Consider the following 15978-nt stretch of genomic DNA (forward strand, 5'->3'; position numbering starts at 1 on the left):
GGGCGCCTTACAGCGGCATCGGATCCACGTCGCAGTTCGCGCGGGCGCGGTCGCGTGCCGCCGCGATCGCGGGGTGCCCCGCGCCGAGCACGTCGTTGTACGTCCGGAGGGTCTCGTCGAACAGGGACTCGCCCTCGGCGTCCCGGTTCAACGCGACCAGGTCCAGGGCGAGATTGAGCGCGCAGGCCAGCGTCGATGGGTGGTCGGCGCCAATGATCTGCCGGGAGTGATGGAGGGTCTGCGCGTCGAGTTCGTGGGCGCCGGCCGGATCTCCCATGGCTATCCGGTCGCTGGCCAGGTTGATCGCGCAGGTGAGGGTGAGGACGTGTCCCGGGCCGAGCAACCGGTTGAGCGTCCGCCAGGAGGACTCGTTGTGTTCGCTGGCCGCGCGCACTTCCCCGAGCAGCCGGAGCACCACGCCGAGGTTCGTCCGGGCGTACAAGGTGTACGGGTGTTCGGCGCCGAGCGTCGAGTGGTATCGGGCCGCGGTCAGGTCGGCCAGCTCCCGCGCGCGTTCCAGGGCACCGGTCTCCCTGATGTCGACCGCGAAGTTCAGCGCGGCGGCGATGGCGTCGTGGTGCAGCGGCCCGAACCGCTCCTCGAAGCGGCTCATGGTGTCCTCGGCCAGCTTGTACGCGGACTCGTGGTCTCCGGAGCGGCGGCGGGCGACGGCGAGGTTGCGGGCGATCTTGATCGTCTCGGGGTGCCCGACGCCGAACAGCCCCACGTACCGCTGGTAGAGGTTCTCCACCAGCCGGCGCGAGCGCACGTAGTCGCCGCACTCGCGTTCGTCGATGGTGAGGTTGTTCAGCGTCCGCAGCGTCTCCGGGTGGTCGTGCCCGAGGACGGTGACGCGCTTGCGGTACGTGTGGCCGTCCAGCCGCCGCGCGGTGCGGAATTCACCCGTCAGGCGCAGGCTCACGCCGAGGCTGTGCGCCGCCCGCAAGGTGTTCGGGTGGTCCTCGCCGAACACCCGTCCGGCCCGCTCGAACGCCTCCAGGTCGGTGTCGCGGGCGGCGGAGAACCGGCCGGACGCGCGGTGGGTGAGGGCCACCATGTTCATCGCATCGATCGTCTCTGGATGGTCGGATCCGACGGTCCGCCGGTACCGGTCGAGGCTCTCGGTGGTGATTTCGGTGGCCTTGTTGAACTCGCCCTCCGCCCACCAGTAGTACGCGAGCCACTTCTCCGCCTTCAGCGTCTGGCGGTGGTCCGCGCCGAGGCCGGGCATCGCACGCCACTCCTCGACGACCTGCTGGGCGAGGTTGCGCCCGCTGCGGTAGTCGCCCCAGTAGTAGTAGAACTCGATGAGGTTGAGGACGAGCTCGCGGGCCCAGTACTCCTCGCAGCGGGTGGCGTTGGAGGCGGTGAGGTGTGATGCGAGGGCCTGGTAGCGCAGCCAGTGCGCCTGGTCGCTCGGCTCGCCGGGCTTGCCGCCGCCGGCCAGCAGGATGTGTGCCCCGTGCTCGATCGGACCGCGTTGGGTGTCCGGCATCCGGCCGCGCAGCACCGCCTGGACGAGACGGTGCAGTTGCAGGGTCTGGCTGCGATGGTCGATCTTGGCCAGGACGTACCGCTGGATATCGCGCAGGGCCCGGTCGAACTGGCTCGCGTCCTGCAGAGCCTCATCGAGCTCCGTCGCGATCGGAGTGCTCCGCGGACCGGTGAACAGGTCCCAGTCGATCGGCTCGGGGGCGAAGAACGAGCAGACCTGCAGAAGCTGAAGAGCCGCCGGATTTTCGGTGGCGAGCCGGTCGAGCGCCACGTTGGCCGCCGCTGCGACGGGCATTTCGTAGCCGGGCGAAGATACCACCATCGTCAATTCGTCGCGCTTCTGGGCGAGCAGTTCCAAATACTCGTCGACCGCCATTCCCGTCGTGGCCACCCAGGCCGATGCGTGCTCGATCGCGAGCGGAAGGTCGCCGAGCGCCGCCGCGAGCCGGTCGGCGTCCACGCCGTCGAGTTGGGGATTGCGCGCCTGCAACAGTTCCATGCTTTCCGAACGATCGAAGACGTCCACCTCGAGCGTTTCGCTGATCTGGCCCCACTCTTGTCGCCTCGATGTGACGATCACCTTGCCGGTGCCGGCCTCGGGAATGTATTCCCGTACCGTTTCCGGAGTCTCGGCATTGTCGAAGATCAATAGCCAATTGGGGTGCGGGGTGCCGGCGCGCAGCGCCTCCCGGACCTTGGGCACGGCGGTGATCACCTCATTGCCGACGTCCATCCCCAGGCGGTTGCCGAGTTCGATGATGGAGGCGAGGATCTGCGCCGGCCGCTCGGAGGGCACCCACCAGATCACGTCGTAGTCGCCGCGATGGCGGTAGGCGTACTCGATAGCGATTTGTGATTTTCCTACGCCACCCTCGCCGTGTAGCGCCTGCGGCAGCACGGCGGCGACCCGTTGTGTCTCGAGCCTGCGCTCCAACTGTTCCAGCAAGGCCCGACGCCCGGTGAACACCGGATTTCGGGTGGGAATGTCGCCCCACACTTCCGGGCCGGTCTCATGCTCCGGCCCTTCGAGAAATGCCCGCAGCGACTGGATGGGGTCGTCGTCGGGCAGTTCCGCCGGATCCCAGTACGACGGCGGCAGGAATCCTGGGTCTTCGAGCGGGCGGTCGGGGTCGGGGCGGGTGGGCATGGGAGCATCACCGTCTTCGAGGTCACCGATGTCTGATGCACCGGGGGCGGCGACTGCCGCCCGGTTCGGCGGGCCAGTCGGGGGCGGGGCGTGCCGGGGGGTTGGTCGGTACCGCGTTCGGCGGCGTCGATCGCACGCCGCAAGCGGTGGGCGCGGCGGGCGTAGGGCCCGGACAGGGCGTTGAGTACGGCGAGTTCGATCCGTGCCATCGGCAGCGTCTCCGCCGTGACGGGGAGGTCTGGGGTTTCGTCCGGGGCATCGATGACCCGGGTGAAGGTGCGCCCGCCACCGCCCGGACGGTGGTGCGCGGCGATCGTCCGGATCACCCGCCCCGAGTCGTCGCGGGTGGAGCAGGCCAGCAACGCCTCGCGTACGCCGGTGACGAAGTCGATCTGGTTGGTGTCGGCGTTCCAGACGACCAGATCGCTGGTCACCACCTCGGCGAGATGGTGCGGGGCGGAGTTGGGCAGCATCGCCTGCTGGACCCGCCGTAGCAGCGGCAGGTCCAGGGGCGCGGCGGCGACGTATGTGGCGAGCCGGAAGGTCGTCGCGGAGGTCGCCTTCCGGAACCGGCTCACCCGGTCGCCGGGGGAGACCTGCTGCGGCGGCTCGGGCAGCAGGCGCGCCGCGGGGTCGACCGCGTGGACGACGCCATCCACCCAGCTCGTCTTGCCGGTCACCAGCCGCGCCCACCACCCGATCCACCGGGCGTCCAGTTCGAGCACGGGTACCGGTAGCGACCGCTGGTCGGCCGGCGGTGTGAACGGGTCGGCGTACTCGTCCGGGTACCGGATGCGGAGCCGGTCGTTGGCGGAGACCGCGCGCGGCGCGCGGAGCCGGCAGCGCCTCGGCAGTAGGCCGGTGCGGTGCCAGTGTGCCTGTGGGAACGGGTTGAGGATCGCCAGCGGTCCTGAGCCGCCCCACATGCGAAGCAGCCCATCGGTCCGCGGGTCTGTCCACAGCGGACTCGTGCCGTCCGTGAACACCAGCATCACCTGGCGGCCGGCGGGATCGATCAGCTCGGCCGGGCTGCGGGTCCCCCCACCCAGCCCGCGGACGCGGGGCCCTCCATGCCATCGCCCGGCGACAGCAGGAAAGTGCGGACACTGCGAAAGGCGCCATGCCGCTCCAACAGGAAACGCAGCGCTGTCATCGTCGGCCGCCACACCGCCATCGACGGGCTGCCGTCCAGCACCAGGACGAGGCTGAGCCAGCGGGCCTGCAGCGGACGGCTCTGCGGCATCCACAGATCGGTGTCCGCGGCGTAGTCGGCGGTTGCCTCCTCATCCGGCTCCGTCTCGGTTGCCGACAGCACCCGGCGTTTGAACGGCCGCAGCGCCCGGCCGATCCGCTGGCTCCCTGGCAGCGCCGCGACCATGGGCTCGCCCAGCTCCTCGACGTCGAACGTCTCCGTCCGGGTGCGGACCGGATCGGAGCCGGAGCCCGCCGGAAGGTCTGGGGCGCCGGGTGGCTGGGTATCCGCCGGAAGGTGGGTGGCGGGGTCGGTGCTGGAAGCCGGACCGACCGGCGGCGGCCCCGCGGTCTCGGTGAAAGGTGCCGCGGGAGTGTGTGGCAGGTCGCTCTGGGCGGTCGCGGCCAGCCATAGGGCGTCCGCCAGTTCCTGCCAGCTGGGCGGACCGGAGTAGCCGTTGGTCCCGTCGTCATGGTCCACTGTGGACCTCCGTCAGCGTTCTGCCGACAGCGAGTGCCACACCGCCGAGATGAGGCTCTGCCAGCCCTCGCCGTCGTCGGCGTACGCGCCGGAGGTGGTCAGGAACACCGCGTTCAGCAGCTGATCGCGGGCGAGAGCGTCGCTCGACATCCGGGCGAGGAAGTCGTCGATGAGCCCGCGTTGCTCGTCGCCGAGCTCGGGTAGCTGCGCGCGGATCATCACGGCCAGGTCGTCCGCGTCCGGTGGCTGCAACTCCAGGCGCAGGCAGCGGCGTAGGAAGGCCGGCGGAAACTCGCGCTCGCCGTTGCTGGTAATGACGACGATCGGGAACGCGTGGCAGCGCACCCACCCGTCCCGCACGGTCGCGGTGCGGTCCGGGTCGTCGGTGTACACCGACACCTCCGGCTCGCGCCGCCGTGCCCGGACGAGCTCGGGAACGGTGAACTCGCCGTTCTCGAAGGTGTGCAGCAGGTCGTTGGGCAGGTCGATGTCGCTCTTGTCGAGCTCGTCGATGAGCAGCACCCGCGGTCGGGGATAGCCGAGCAGCGCCGTGCCGAGCGGACCCAGCCGGACGAAGTCGCCGATGCTCACATCCGGGCCGGCCGGTCCGTCGGCGGCTTCCTTCGCGGCCTGCGCGCGACCAATGGCGTCGTACTCGTACAGGCCCGCGCGCAGGGTCGTCCGGCTGGTGATCGGCCACTGGAGCACGCGGCCGAGCCGGAGCTCTCGGGCGATCCGGAAGGCGATGCTCGACTTTCCCGTGCCGGGCAGCCCGGTGACCAGCAGCGGTCTGCGCAGCAGGATGGCGGCGTTCACCATGTCGCCCTCCCGGCGCGAGGGCCGGCGTAACCGGTCCGAGTCGATCTGGCCGAGCTTGCGGTCGACATCCTCGTCGTCCGGCGGGGCCGGCTGGGCTGGATGGCCGCGAAAAGTACGCCACCGCGGCGGATCCGGCAGCCGGGTGCGCGCATCGTCGTCTGCCGGGATGCCGTCGCCGCGGTAACGCCACCAGGCCGGAGCGCGGCGGCCGCCGTCGTGGACGGTGATGCGGTCATCGACATCGGTCACGATCTCGGCCCTTCGTATACGGTTCGCTCCGGGTCGTCCCAGAGCAGTGCCAGGTGGCGCCCCGGGTGGTGCGGCTGGTCGGCCGCCGTCGCCGCCGCCCGGCGCAGCTCCGCGAGCCGGTCGCGCAGCAGTTCGGGCTCGTCTTCGGCGAGTTTTTCGATCAGCCGGATCGTGCTGCTGTCCAGCGGGACGCGGCGGTCCCACAGGATGACCGGCACGCCCGCGTTGAGGGCAGACCGTAGCTCGGCGCCGCCTTCGGACCGCTCGGGCGAGGTGCCGAGCGAGACGGTGGTTATCTCGGTGTCCGTGCGCAGTACGGCGTTCCACTGATCGAGGCTGTCGTCCGTAGCCGGGCGCCCCCAGTAGAGCCGGTGCCGGGCCGGCGGCCGCCACAGCGCCTTCCACCGGTCGGCCCACACCCGGTGGCGAAAGGTGGCGCGCATCCGGTCCAGGCTGCGTACGACGATGGGGTAGTCGAGGCACAGCGGGGTCGGTGCCGGCTCTTCCAACTCCGTACGCCACCACTCGACCGCCTCGTGCAACAAGTCGGTCGGCAGCAACAGTTCGATCTCGAACGGGCCCTGCCCGTCCCGCCACACGGATTCGGCGTGCCGGATCGCCTCCTGCATCACCCGCTCCACCCGCTGGAAGGTGGTCCGGCGGGGCTCGCCCGGCTCCGGGTCCCAGCTGTCCGAGCGCCGCTGGATCCAGTACCTGACCTCGCACGCCTGCTGGTCGATCCCGTCGCGCTCGATCTGGATCAGCAGGCAGGGGCGGATAGGAGCCGCGGGCGCCGGGTCCGGTGGCTGGGGCTGCGCGCGCGGACCGGCGAGCCCGCGGCGGCGGCGTACCGCCTCGACGATCTGCAACTGGAGGGCCACCTGGTCGACGCAGTCGCGGATCCGGGACGCGAGCCGGCTGTCGCAGTGGGTGGCCACTTCCTCGGCCGCGGCGAGCGCCGGCGGCAGGTTCTCGGCATTCGCGTTGACCCCCAGCAGATGGTGGAAGAGATCGGTGACGTTGTCCGGCGGTGCCGCCGGCATCGGTACGGCGTTGCCCACCGCCGCCCGCCACAGCCTCGGTAGGTCCAGCGGTGGTGCCTCGTCGAGCAGCGCCACCAGGCGGTCCGCCTGCTGGTCGGACATGAGCGCGATGACGCCGCTGCCGGTCACGGTGCGCCACACCGGAAAGGGCCGGCAGTCGGCGAGCAGGCGGCGGGTGAACCCGGCCGCGGTCAGTGACGCGTACGGGTGCCAGCGGTCGGTCTTGTGCCGGTCGCAGTAGTCGACCACGCCCCGCACCATGAACCACTCCACGCCGCGGCTTGTCGCGCTCGCCGCGACCCCGGCGGACTCCATCTCGAACGCCAGCACCTCGTGTCGGGTGGCCAGGTCGTCGCGGCGTTTCTCGTCCATCTGCAGGACGTCGGCGCAGCCGATCCGGCCATAGTGGATCTTCGGCTCGCCGTCGACATGGCCGCTCGCCGCGGGGGCCGGGTGGTCGATCATGTTGTCGCCGGCGTGGAGTTGGTCGGTCGTGGCCGGCGGCCGGGCGAACGTGGCCATCGGCTGCTCCCGGGCCGGCAGGAGCCACTCCTGCCAGGCCGGCGGGGCGCCGGTGTAGGCCGACTGTTGGATGCGCCGCACGGCGCGGAGCATCGCCATCGACAGGCCGCCGAGCGGGCGCCGCGGCTCGGCGACGCCGGCGCGTTCCCTGGTATGTCCATAGTCGACGACCCCGCTGACCGGCACCACGACGTCGCCGAGGCGGACGTGACGCTCCGGGTGTTGTGGCGCGGGTACCCCGCCGGCGATCCCGGTGAGCAGGACACAGCGGATGCTCGGGAACGTCCGCAGGAGGTCTGTGCAGGTCGTCGCGGCGTTGCGGGTGTTGTCCAGGGCCATCGTGGTCAGCGCCACGCGGTGTGGCCGGTTCGGGTCGATGCTGTCCAGGTGGCCGATCCGGTAGTCGTGCGGGTCGTCGTCCACTCGCACCACGACGGCGTCCCGCAGCAGCGCGGACATCGCCGCTCCCTCGACCGCCAGTGGGGCGATGATTCCGATCGTGACGTCCCACCAACTCGACTCTGATTTGTTGCCTCGAGCCGGGGAGTCGAGGCGGGCGCCATTTCAGTTCACCGCCGCGGAGAAGGCGCCGAGTGGACTGCCCATTGCGTTATTCCAGAGTCGATCTTCCTCCACGCCAACTCGACGTACTCCAATCCTGAAAAAGGATCAAGACTGCGACCGCACAGGGAAAGGGGATCCACAGTATGACAAAGGAACCGTCGGTCGTACAGGTGGCTGTCCGCCGGAATCCCTCTTACGTGCCGAAAGTGAGATCGGCATCCGAATGATCTGAATCGTTGGGATCACCACGGCGGCCACTTCCACGATCGACAAAACGATGATCGGAGGATCCCCGGCGAATATCAAATACGTGCATTATTGATGTTGTCCAATTGCCTGTCTCGCGCCCAATGGCCCGGGCATCGGCGCGGTCACCCCGTGTGCTTTGGTCCCGGGCGGCGGCGGGCATAATGACCTTGAGTCGGAGACGGCGAGCACCGGAGGCGGCAGGCGGCCCGTGATCATCTTGATGCACAGCTCGAAGACCATGCGCCCGCCGGCGTCCGGCCCCGCGCCGACCGGCACGCCGGTGCTCCTGGACCGGGCGGAGGAGCTCGTCGCGCACGTGCGGACGCTGTCGCACGAGCAGCTCGCGCGGGTCATGGCCGTGTCCGCCGATCTGGCGGCCAAGACCGGCCGGCAGTACGCCGCGTGGAGCACCGCGGCGGACCAGCAGGCACCGGCGGCCGGCAGCTTCGTCGGTGACATCTACAGTGGACTGCGGGTCGACTCGTTCGACCCGGCCGACCGGGCGTACGCGGACGCGCACCTGCGCATCCTGTCCGGGCTGTACGGGATCCTGCGCCCCTTCGACGGCATCAGCCCGTACCGGCTGGAGATGGGCCACCGGCTCGCACCCGGCGTCGCCAAGAATCTCTACCAGTTCTGGGGCACCGCGATCGCCGAGCAGCTGCCCGGGTCCGGCCGCATCGTCAACCTCGCCGCCAACGAGTACAGCCGGACCGTGCTGCCGCACGTCGACCCGGACCGGGTGGTGACGCCGACGTTCCTCACCGTCGACCCCGCGTCCAAGCGGCCCAAGTTCGTCGTGGTCCACGCGAAGATCGCCCGTGGTTGCTTCGCCCGCTGGCTCGTCACCGAACGGGTCACGGACACCGCCGCGGCGATCCGTGAGTTCGCCGACATCGGCTACCGGTACGACGAGTCGCTCAGCTCGCCGAACGAGCCGGCCTTCGTGTGCCGGGAGTTCGGCGGCAAGGGCCTGTCGGTCCGGCTGACCTGAGCCGCTCTACGATATGCCGGACACGATCCCCGGGACGTGCGGGCCGGCCGGCGGCACCAGCAGGTCCTTCTGCCGGATCACCTCCGCGCCCTGCTCGTCGGTCAGGTGGTAGCAGTCGGCGGCCTCGATCAGCGCGGTGGCCACGTAGCGAAGATCGTTCTCGACGTACGTGAACACGTCGCGGAGGCGGTCGCGCGCGGTGTTGAACAGCGGATACGACGTCGGTGCCAGGAAGGTCTGGTCGAAGGGGATCTCCAGTTGGTACAGGACGTCGCGGGCCTGCTGGTAGAGGTCGGCGGCGTTGGGCAGGTCGACGTATCCGGCCCGGTAGAGCTCCATGATGGACACCACGACCTTGTCGCGTCCGATCGGGGTGCCGGGCACGGACTGGACGGACATCGTGCGGAACGTGTCGTCGCCGATGGTGATGCCCGGGTTGGGTTCGCGCGCGAGCGTGGGGCTCGCGTAGCAGGTCGTGCTGTTCAGGTCGGTGTCCAGCGCGCCGCGGATCACGTCGTCGTTGTCGGCCAGCCGGCGGTCGAACTCGGTGAGCGCGTCCCACGTCGACAGCACGACGTCCTGGGCCGTGGCGCCGGTGACGACCATCTGCCCGGGGTCGGTCTCCTCGGTCACCGACATCAGCGTCGACACGGTGCTGAACGCGAGGGAGGTGCCGCCGATGACGATGTCGGCGCCGCCGGTGGCGATCGTCAGCCCGACGGCGCTGAGCACGATGCTGAACAGGCTGAAGGTGTTGCCCCAGCCGGGCGCGGCGGGGTCGGTGTTGGCGCTGGTCGGGTTGATCGCGGCGAAGGCGGCGATGCCGAGCCTGGCGATGTTGATGAGGTCCTTCTGGCCCTTCAGGGCGGCCTGCCGGTACGACTCCGTGATGACCGTGAGCTCCCGCAGGCAGGCCATCTGCTGCGCCGCCGCCGTCTCGAACGGGGCGATGAAGGTCAGCAGGAAGGCCGCCGCGCCGTCGCCCGCCCAGTCCTCCCAGTCGATCATCACCTTGACGTCGCCGACCCACTGGTCCGCCGCGCGGTGCACCTTTCCGTACGGCGTCCACGAGTGGCCCTCGTCCTCGTGCCGGCCGCCGAGCTTGTCGCGCATGACCGTGAACGGGTGCGGGCTCAGCTCGTAGTAGCCCTCGAACCGGGTCACCAGCTCGTCGAGGGACTGGGTGAAGCGCCGGTACGCGTCCCGCTCGGCCTGGATGTACTCCAGCGCGTACCCCGGATAGCTGCTGTCCGGCAGGGAGAGCAGCTCGCCGTCGGCGTCGAAGCCCAGGCCGCGCCGTTCCAGCTCGGCGGCGTACGCGTCGAGCGCCTCGCCCTTGAGCTCGTGGACCTTCTCGCGCAATACCTCTTTGAAGGACATGGCCCCCTCCAGCAGCGGGCACATCCTACCGAGACATCGACGAGCGTGGCGACCAGTAGCGTTGAGGAATGCAGGAACGGGTCATCCTGGTGGTCGGCTACGACGGGGCGGAACTGCTCGACATCGCCTGCGTCACGTCCAGCCTGGACATCGCGAACAGGATCGGCGCCAACCCGCCGTACCGGGCCGTGCTGGCCACGCCCGGCGAGCACAGCATCACGTGCGATTCGGGGCTACAGCTGCACGCGCAGGCGGCGCTGGAGCGGTTCAACGCCCCGATGGACACGCTGCTGATCTCCGGCGGCCTTGGCCACACCCAGGCCGCGGCCAGCCAACTGCTGGTCGGCCACGTCCGGCGGCTGGCCACGCTGGCCCGCCGGGTGGCGTCGGTCTGCACCGGGGCGACCGTGCTGGCCGAGGCCGGGCTGTTGACCAACCGCCGCGCCACCACCCACTGGATGTACGCCGAGCAGCTGGCCCGCAGCTATCCCGAGGTCCAGGTCGACCCGGATCCGATCTACATCCGGGACGGCCACATCGCGACGTCCGGCGGGGTCACCAGCGCGCTCGACCTGACCCTGGCGTTCATCGAGGAGGACCACGGGATGGCGCTGGCCCGGGGCGTCGCGCTCGGCGTGGTCGCGTACCTGCAACGGCCCGGGGCGCAGGCGCAGATGAGCATGTTCCTGGCCCGCCGGTCCACCGACGACCTCGTGGTACGCCGGACGACCAACCACATCGTGAGCCACCTCGGCGACGACCTGAGCATCTCCGCGCTGGCCGCCATCGCCGGCGTCAGTGAGCGGCACCTGTCCCGGCTGTTCCTCACGTACGTCCACGAGGCGCCCGCGCAGTACGTACGCCGGGCGCGGACCGAGGCGGCCGCGCACCTGTTGACGTCGACCGAGCTGCCCGTGGCGGCGGTGGCGCGGCGGTGCGGGTTCGGTACGACGGAGACGCTGCGGCAGGCGTTCCTCACGCACTACTCGGTGCCGCCCTCGCGGTACCGGCTCGACCACCAGAGCTCATGACTCCAGCGTGGCGGCGTGGTCCGGCACGTACGTGATGGCCTTGCGCGACGGCCGCTGGTAGCCGCCGGCGGGTGGGCGCTCGGGCAGCCGCAGCGGCGGGCGCTCGACCTCGTAGTAGGGCACGGTCGAGAGCAGGTGGGCGATCATGTTGATCCGGGCCCGCCGCTTGTCGTCGCTCTCCACGTCGTACCACGGGGTCTCGGGCCGGTCGGTGCGGGCCATCATCTCGTCCTTGGCGCGGGAGTAGTCCTCCCACCGGGTGATCGACTCCAGGTCCATAGGGGACAGTTTCCAGCGCCGCATCGGGTCGTCCAGCCGGGCCCGGAATCGGCGCTCCTGCTCGGCGTCGCTGACCGAGAACCAGTACTTGCGCAGCAGGATGCCGTCCTGCACCAGCAGCTCCTCGAAGATCGGGCACTGGTGCAGGAACCGCTGGTACTCGGCCTCGGTGCAGAAGCCCATGACCCGTTCCACACCGGCCCGGTTGTACCAGCTGCGGTCGAACAGCACGATCTCCCCGGCGGCCGGCAGGTGCTCCACGTACCGCTGGAAGTACCACTGGGTGCGCTGCCGCTCGGTCGGCGCGGGCAGTGCGGTGATCCGCGCGATGCGGGGGTTGAGGTACTCGGCGACCCGCTTGACCGACCCGCCCTTGCCGGCGGCGTCCCGTCCCTCGAAGATCACCACGACGCGGGCGCCCTCCACCCGTACCCACTCCTGGAGCTTGACCAGCTCGCCCTGGAGGCGGAAGAGCTCCTCCTCGTAGATCTTGCGCGGGAGCCGCTCGGTCTTACGTGCCATCCGCTCACCGTAGCCCGGGCTATCCCTGCGTGCGCCGCCATTCCTGGTACGCGGCCACCGCGGTGGGCAGGGTGGGAAAGATGCGGTCCGCGCCGACGGACGCGGTGAGCCCGAACGCGGTGAGGTCGTCGAGCAGGTCCTGCTTGACCCGGGCCAGGGCGAAGACGATGCCGCGCCCGGTCAGCTCGGCGCGCACCAGGTCGAGGGCGTCCAGACCGGTGCTGTCGACCTCCACATTGGCCTCGGTGTTGAGCACGAACCAGGCCACCGGGTCCGGCTGGTCGTCGACGGCGGCGAGGGCGCGGCGCCGGAAGTCCTCGGCGTTGGCGAAGAACAGCGGCGAGTCGTACCGGTAGACCACGAGGCCGGGGATGGTCGTCGCTTGTGGATAGTCGTCGATGTCGTGCATGCCGGCCAGGTCGGGCACGAGCCCCTGGACGGCGTCGTGCGGGCGGGCCACCCGGTGCAGCATCTCGGCGACCGACAGGCCGACGGCGACGAGGATGCCGTACAGGATGTCGAAGACCAGCACGCCCGTGCACGCCGCGACGGCCAGCGCCAGCTCGGTCCGCCGGAACGCGGCGAGCTTGCGGAAGCCGGGCACGTCGATGAGGCGGACCGCGGCGTACACGATGAGGGCGCCGAGCGCGGCGGTGGGGAAGCGTTCCAGCAGGGGTCCGAGCAGCAGCAGGACGCCGAGCACCGCCGCCAGCGCGACGAGCGAATAGACCTGGGTACGGCTGCCCGCCGCGGCGCCGAGCGCGGTGCGGCTGCCGCTGCTGCTGATCGGGAAGCCGCGCAGCACGCCGGCGCCGACGTTCGCCGCGCCGAGCGCCAGCAGTTCCTGGTTGGTGTCGACCTCGTAGCCGCCCCGCTCGGCGAAGGAGCGGGCGGTCAGCACGGTGTCGGTGTAGCCGACGACCAGCACGCCGACCGCCGGCAGCAGCAGGTCCCGCATGTCGCCGAGATCGGGCAGCGTCGGGGTGGGCAGGCCCTCCGGGATCGGGCCGACGACCGAGATGCCGCGGCGTTCCAGGTCGAACATCGCGACGGCGGCGGTGGCCAGCAGCACGGCGAGCAGCGGCGTCGGCAGGCTGGGGAAGCGCCAGGCGGCCAGGAACAGGAACGCCAGGACCGCGAGCGCGAACAGCAGCGTCGCCGTGTGCATATCGTCCAGGTTGGACACGAACGAGGCCAGCTCCGCGGCGAAGGTGTCGCCCTCGACGGGTACGCCGGTGAGCTTGCCGAGCTGTCCGGAGATCATGATGAGGGCGACGCCGGCCATGTAGCCGACCAGGATCGGCCGGGACAGCAGATCGGCCAGGAAGCCCAGCCGGACGGCGTACGCGATGAGGCACAGCACCCCGACGACCACGGCGAGCGTGGCCGCGAGCGCCGCGTACCGGCCCGGGTCGCCGGCGGCCAGCGGGGCGACGGCGGTCGCGGTCATCAGCGCGGTGGTGGACTCCGGCCCGACCGACAGCTGACGCGACGAGCCGAGCAGCGCGTACAGCGCCAGCGGTGCCAGGATCGCCCACAGCCCGGTCACCGGCGGCAGGCCGGCCAGCCCCGCGTACGCCATCACCTGGGGCACCAGGTACGCCGCGACGGTGAGCCCGGCGAGCAGGTCGCCCGCAGCCAGGACCTCTGGTACCGGCGCAACTGGGCGAGCCCCGGCAGCAACGTGATCACCTTGGCATCGTCGCACCCCGGGACCTACGTCAGGGTTAGGGGGATTTCGCGGGTGTTTTTCGCGGACGGGGGTCGTGGTTGAGCCAGCCCAGGTCGAGCAGCTGCAGGGCGTAGTCGCCCGGCGCGGGCCACGTCAATGTGAAGATCAGCGCCTCGTCCTTGGCTACCTCGTCCGGGTTGAGCAGCGCGGACGTGCCGGGCAGCGGGGCCTCGACGGTGCGCTTGTCGGGGAGGCGGAGGCGGAAGTTCCCGGTGTCGATGTTCTGCCCGCCGGGCCGGTTGTCCGCGCCGTGGTACTTGATGTCGATCCGGCAGGACAGGTGGCGCTGCCCGTCCTTGACCTGATAGCCGGTTTCCAGGTTGTCGCCGCGGATCTCGCACCTGGCGACCGTCATGGTCAGGGCGCCCGCCGACACGGATTTGTTGGTCAGCACGGTCTTCGGTTCCAGCGGGACGAATTCGCCGTCGCCGCCGAACGGGACAATCGCCTGGAGCAGTCCGGCCCGCCCGACCGTCAGGACGCCGTCGGTCAGGCGCTCCGGCCGCTCCGGGAGCCGGAACGCCGCCGTGCCGTTGCTGGTGGCCCGGGCGGGCACGGGGTTGCTGCCCTCGAACCCGCCCTCGTAGCTCTGGGCGCCGAGCTTGACCACGAGGTCCACGTCCGGGTACTCCTGCCGGTCGGTCAGGTTCTCCAGGGTCACGCCGATGGTGAGCGGCGGGTCCTGGGAGTCGTCGTACTGGGCGGTGCCGAAGGTCAGCTTGAAGCCGCCGTACCACACGGTTTTGTCGATCTTCGCGGTCTGCCGGGCGGCGCCGGCCTGGGCGTCGTTCTCCTGCGGCTTGGCGCCGACGACGATGCTGCTGTCGGGGCTCGCCCCGGTGCCGTTACCGGTGTTGTTGCCGGTGTTGTCGCCGCCCGTGTCGTTGCCGAGCAACTGGTAGCTGGCGACCGCGCCCGCGCTCACCAGCAGGACCGCGGCCGCGGCGAGGGCGTACCCGATGCGGGGCCGGGTCCGCCGGGCCGGTGGCTTGGTGAGCGGGGGCGGGGTGGGCCACAGCGGGACGGGCGGCGGGCCGGCGGTGGGGACCGCCGAGGCGGGTACGACGGGGGATACCGGCGTGGCCGAGATCGGGGCGGCGGAGACGGGCGCGAGCGGCGGCGGCGCGGAGACGGGTGCGGCCGCGGGCCGGCCGCCGGGCAGGGCGTCCAGGCTGCCCAGCGCGACCACGAGTTCGGGCTGCTCGATGACCGTCGGCGCGATGCCGAGGCGCTGGTGCAGCATCGTGCCGACCAGCGGGATCCGGCTCGATCCGCCGACGAGGAACAGCCCGGCGACCTGGTCGGCGGCCAGGCCGGTGCGGGCCAGGGCCGCGGCGGTCAGGTCGACGGTACGCGCCAGCCACGGCCGGGCCAGCGCCTCGAACTGCTCCCGCGTCACGTGCACGTGCGTGTCGAACAGCGGCACGTGCACCGTCGCCGACGGCGCCCGGGACAGCTGCTCCTTCACCGCGCGGGCCTCCTCGAAGAGGGTGTGCCGCTGGCGGCGTACCGCCTCGTCGTCGGACTCGCGCAGCCGCGCCCACAGTGCGGGGTCGCGCGTGGCCATCGCCTCGCCGACCAGGTCGACCACGGCGGCGTCCAGGTCCAGGCCGCCTACGTCGACGCCGTCGCTGGCGAGCACCTCCCACACCTGGTCGGGCCGGCGGCGCAGCACGCTGGTGTCGAACGTGCCGGCGCCGAAGTCGTACACCACCAGGGCGGCGCCGGGGGCACCGGGCGGCCGAGCACCGTCGTGAAGTAGGCCGCCGCCGCGACCGGCTCCGGCACGAGGGTCAACTGCCCGAGGCCCGCGCGCTGGGCGGCCTCCGCGAGCACGCCGCGCCTGGTCGTGGCCCAATTCGCCGGGTACGTCAGAACGGTGGCCCCCGGTGATCCGCCGCCGACCCGGGCGGCCTCGGCGGCGACCCGGCGCAGCACGGCGGCCACGAGCTCGGCCACGGGGTACTCGCGGGTGCCGAGCAGGACGGTCCCGTCGTCTATGCGACGCTTGGGGTTGGGCTCGAAGCGGGTCGGGTCGACCCGGGCGCCGCGGTGGGCGTCGCGCCCCACGAGCAGGGGCCGGTCATCTTCGCCGTACACCGCGGAGGACAGCAGCGGACCGGAGTCGAAAAGCAACTGTTGTACGCGCGCGCCCTGCACCGTGAGGGCCGCGACGGTGTGTGTCGTCCCGAAGTCGATGCCGAGCCGAGAGGATTCATATCCATACACGCCGCTACCGTAGCGACGCCCGTCAACCGATCCGCCATGCTAGTGATCGTTT

At 70.9% G+C, this 15978-nt stretch carries 12 protein-coding genes; 2 read left to right on the forward strand and 10 right to left on the reverse strand.

From position 1 onward, the window contains the following. Positions 1-7: 7 nt before the first annotated feature. The 5 genes from fxsT to Prum_RS41185 are packed head-to-tail and all read right to left on the reverse strand — an operon-like array spanning position 8 to position 7405. The gene (gene fxsT, locus Prum_RS41170) at positions 8-2461 is read right to left on the reverse strand and encodes an FxSxx-COOH system tetratricopeptide repeat protein (protein WP_246278703.1); all 2454 of its coding nucleotides are present in this window, start codon (positions 2459-2461) and stop codon (positions 8-10) included. Then, on the reverse strand, positions 2356-3633 hold the full coding sequence (locus tag Prum_RS52850) for an SAV_2336 N-terminal domain-related protein (RefSeq protein WP_246278446.1): 1278 nt from the start codon (positions 3631-3633) through the stop codon (positions 2356-2358). The genes fxsT and Prum_RS52850 overlap by 106 nt, the downstream gene beginning before the upstream one ends. 23 nt (positions 3634-3656) lie before the next feature. After that, complete coding sequence (locus Prum_RS41175; protein WP_173082506.1) at positions 3657-4313, reverse strand: hypothetical protein; 657 nt, start codon at positions 4311-4313, stop codon at positions 3657-3659. Positions 4314-4325: 12 nt separating this feature from the next. Next, positions 4326-5381 (reverse strand): AAA family ATPase, encoded by a 1056-nt coding sequence (locus Prum_RS41180; RefSeq protein WP_246278447.1) that lies wholly within the window; start codon positions 5379-5381, stop codon positions 4326-4328. Further along, complete coding sequence (locus Prum_RS41185; RefSeq protein ID WP_173082508.1) at positions 5378-7405, reverse strand: VMAP-C domain-containing protein; 2028 nt, start codon at positions 7403-7405, stop codon at positions 5378-5380. Before Prum_RS41185 ends, Prum_RS41180 begins: the two co-directional genes overlap by 4 nt. Positions 7406-7967: 562 nt before the next feature. Here Prum_RS41185 and Prum_RS41190 point away from each other — a divergent pair. Then, positions 7968-8753 carry a YaaA family protein gene (locus Prum_RS41190; protein WP_173082510.1) on the forward strand — a complete coding sequence of 262 codons (786 nt, stop codon included), beginning with the start codon at positions 7968-7970 and terminating at the stop codon, positions 8751-8753. A gap of 6 nt (positions 8754-8759) precedes the next feature. Here the strand turns inward: Prum_RS41190 and Prum_RS41195 are convergent, their stop codons facing one another. Then, on the reverse strand, positions 8760-10133 hold the full coding sequence (locus Prum_RS41195) for a hypothetical protein (RefSeq protein ID WP_173082512.1): 1374 nt from the start codon (positions 10131-10133) through the stop codon (positions 8760-8762). Positions 10134-10201: 68 nt separating this feature from the next. Between Prum_RS41195 and Prum_RS41200 the strand changes: the two genes are divergently transcribed. Then, on the forward strand, positions 10202-11164 hold the full coding sequence (locus tag Prum_RS41200; protein WP_173082514.1) for a GlxA family transcriptional regulator: 963 nt from the start codon (positions 10202-10204) through the stop codon (positions 11162-11164). On the opposite strand, the gene ppk2 is transcribed toward Prum_RS41200, so the two are convergent. Genes ppk2 through Prum_RS41220 form a run of 4 tightly spaced genes read right to left on the reverse strand, consistent with a single transcriptional unit; the run spans position 11159 to position 15926 of the window. After that, entirely contained in the window at positions 11159-11965 is an 807-nt protein-coding gene (ppk2, locus tag Prum_RS41205; protein WP_173082516.1) for a polyphosphate kinase 2, read from the reverse strand. The two genes, Prum_RS41200 and ppk2, sit on opposite strands and share 6 nt — an antisense overlap. Positions 11966-11984: 19 nt before the next feature. Next, the gene (locus tag Prum_RS41210) at positions 11985-13673 is read right to left on the reverse strand and encodes a SulP family inorganic anion transporter (RefSeq protein ID WP_218577605.1); all 1689 of its coding nucleotides are present in this window, start codon (positions 13671-13673) and stop codon (positions 11985-11987) included. 19 nt (positions 13674-13692) lie between these two features. Beyond that, on the reverse strand, positions 13693-15408 hold the full coding sequence (locus tag Prum_RS41215) for an Hsp70 family protein (protein ID WP_173082518.1): 1716 nt from the start codon (positions 15406-15408) through the stop codon (positions 13693-13695). Continuing rightward, positions 15312-15926, reverse strand: a complete 615-nt coding sequence (locus Prum_RS41220; RefSeq protein WP_173082520.1) for an Hsp70 family protein — start codon at positions 15924-15926, stop codon at positions 15312-15314. Before Prum_RS41220 ends, Prum_RS41215 begins: the two co-directional genes overlap by 97 nt. Between the last annotated feature and the right edge of the window lie 52 nt (positions 15927-15978).

Source organism: Phytohabitans rumicis (genome assembly GCF_011764445.1).
Classification (GTDB): Bacteria; Actinomycetota; Actinomycetes; order Mycobacteriales; family Micromonosporaceae; genus Phytohabitans; species Phytohabitans rumicis.

Coding starts and splice junctions, on each gene's coding strand:
- Prum_RS41200 (WP_173082514.1), top strand. CDS start 10,202: ATGCAGGAACGGGTCATCCTGGTGGTCGGCTACGACGGGGCGGAACTG.
- ppk2 (WP_173082516.1), bottom strand. CDS start 11,965: ATGGCACGTAAGACCGAGCGGCTCCCGCGCAAGATCTACGAGGAGGAG.
- Prum_RS52850 (WP_246278446.1), bottom strand. CDS start 3,633: ATGCTGGTGTTCACGGACGGCACGAGTCCGCTGTGGACAGACCCGCGG.
- Prum_RS41185 (WP_173082508.1), bottom strand. CDS start 7,405: ATGTCCGCGCTGCTGCGGGACGCCGTCGTGGTGCGAGTGGACGACGAC.
- Prum_RS41195 (WP_173082512.1), bottom strand. CDS start 10,133: ATGTCCTTCAAAGAGGTATTGCGCGAGAAGGTCCACGAGCTCAAGGGC.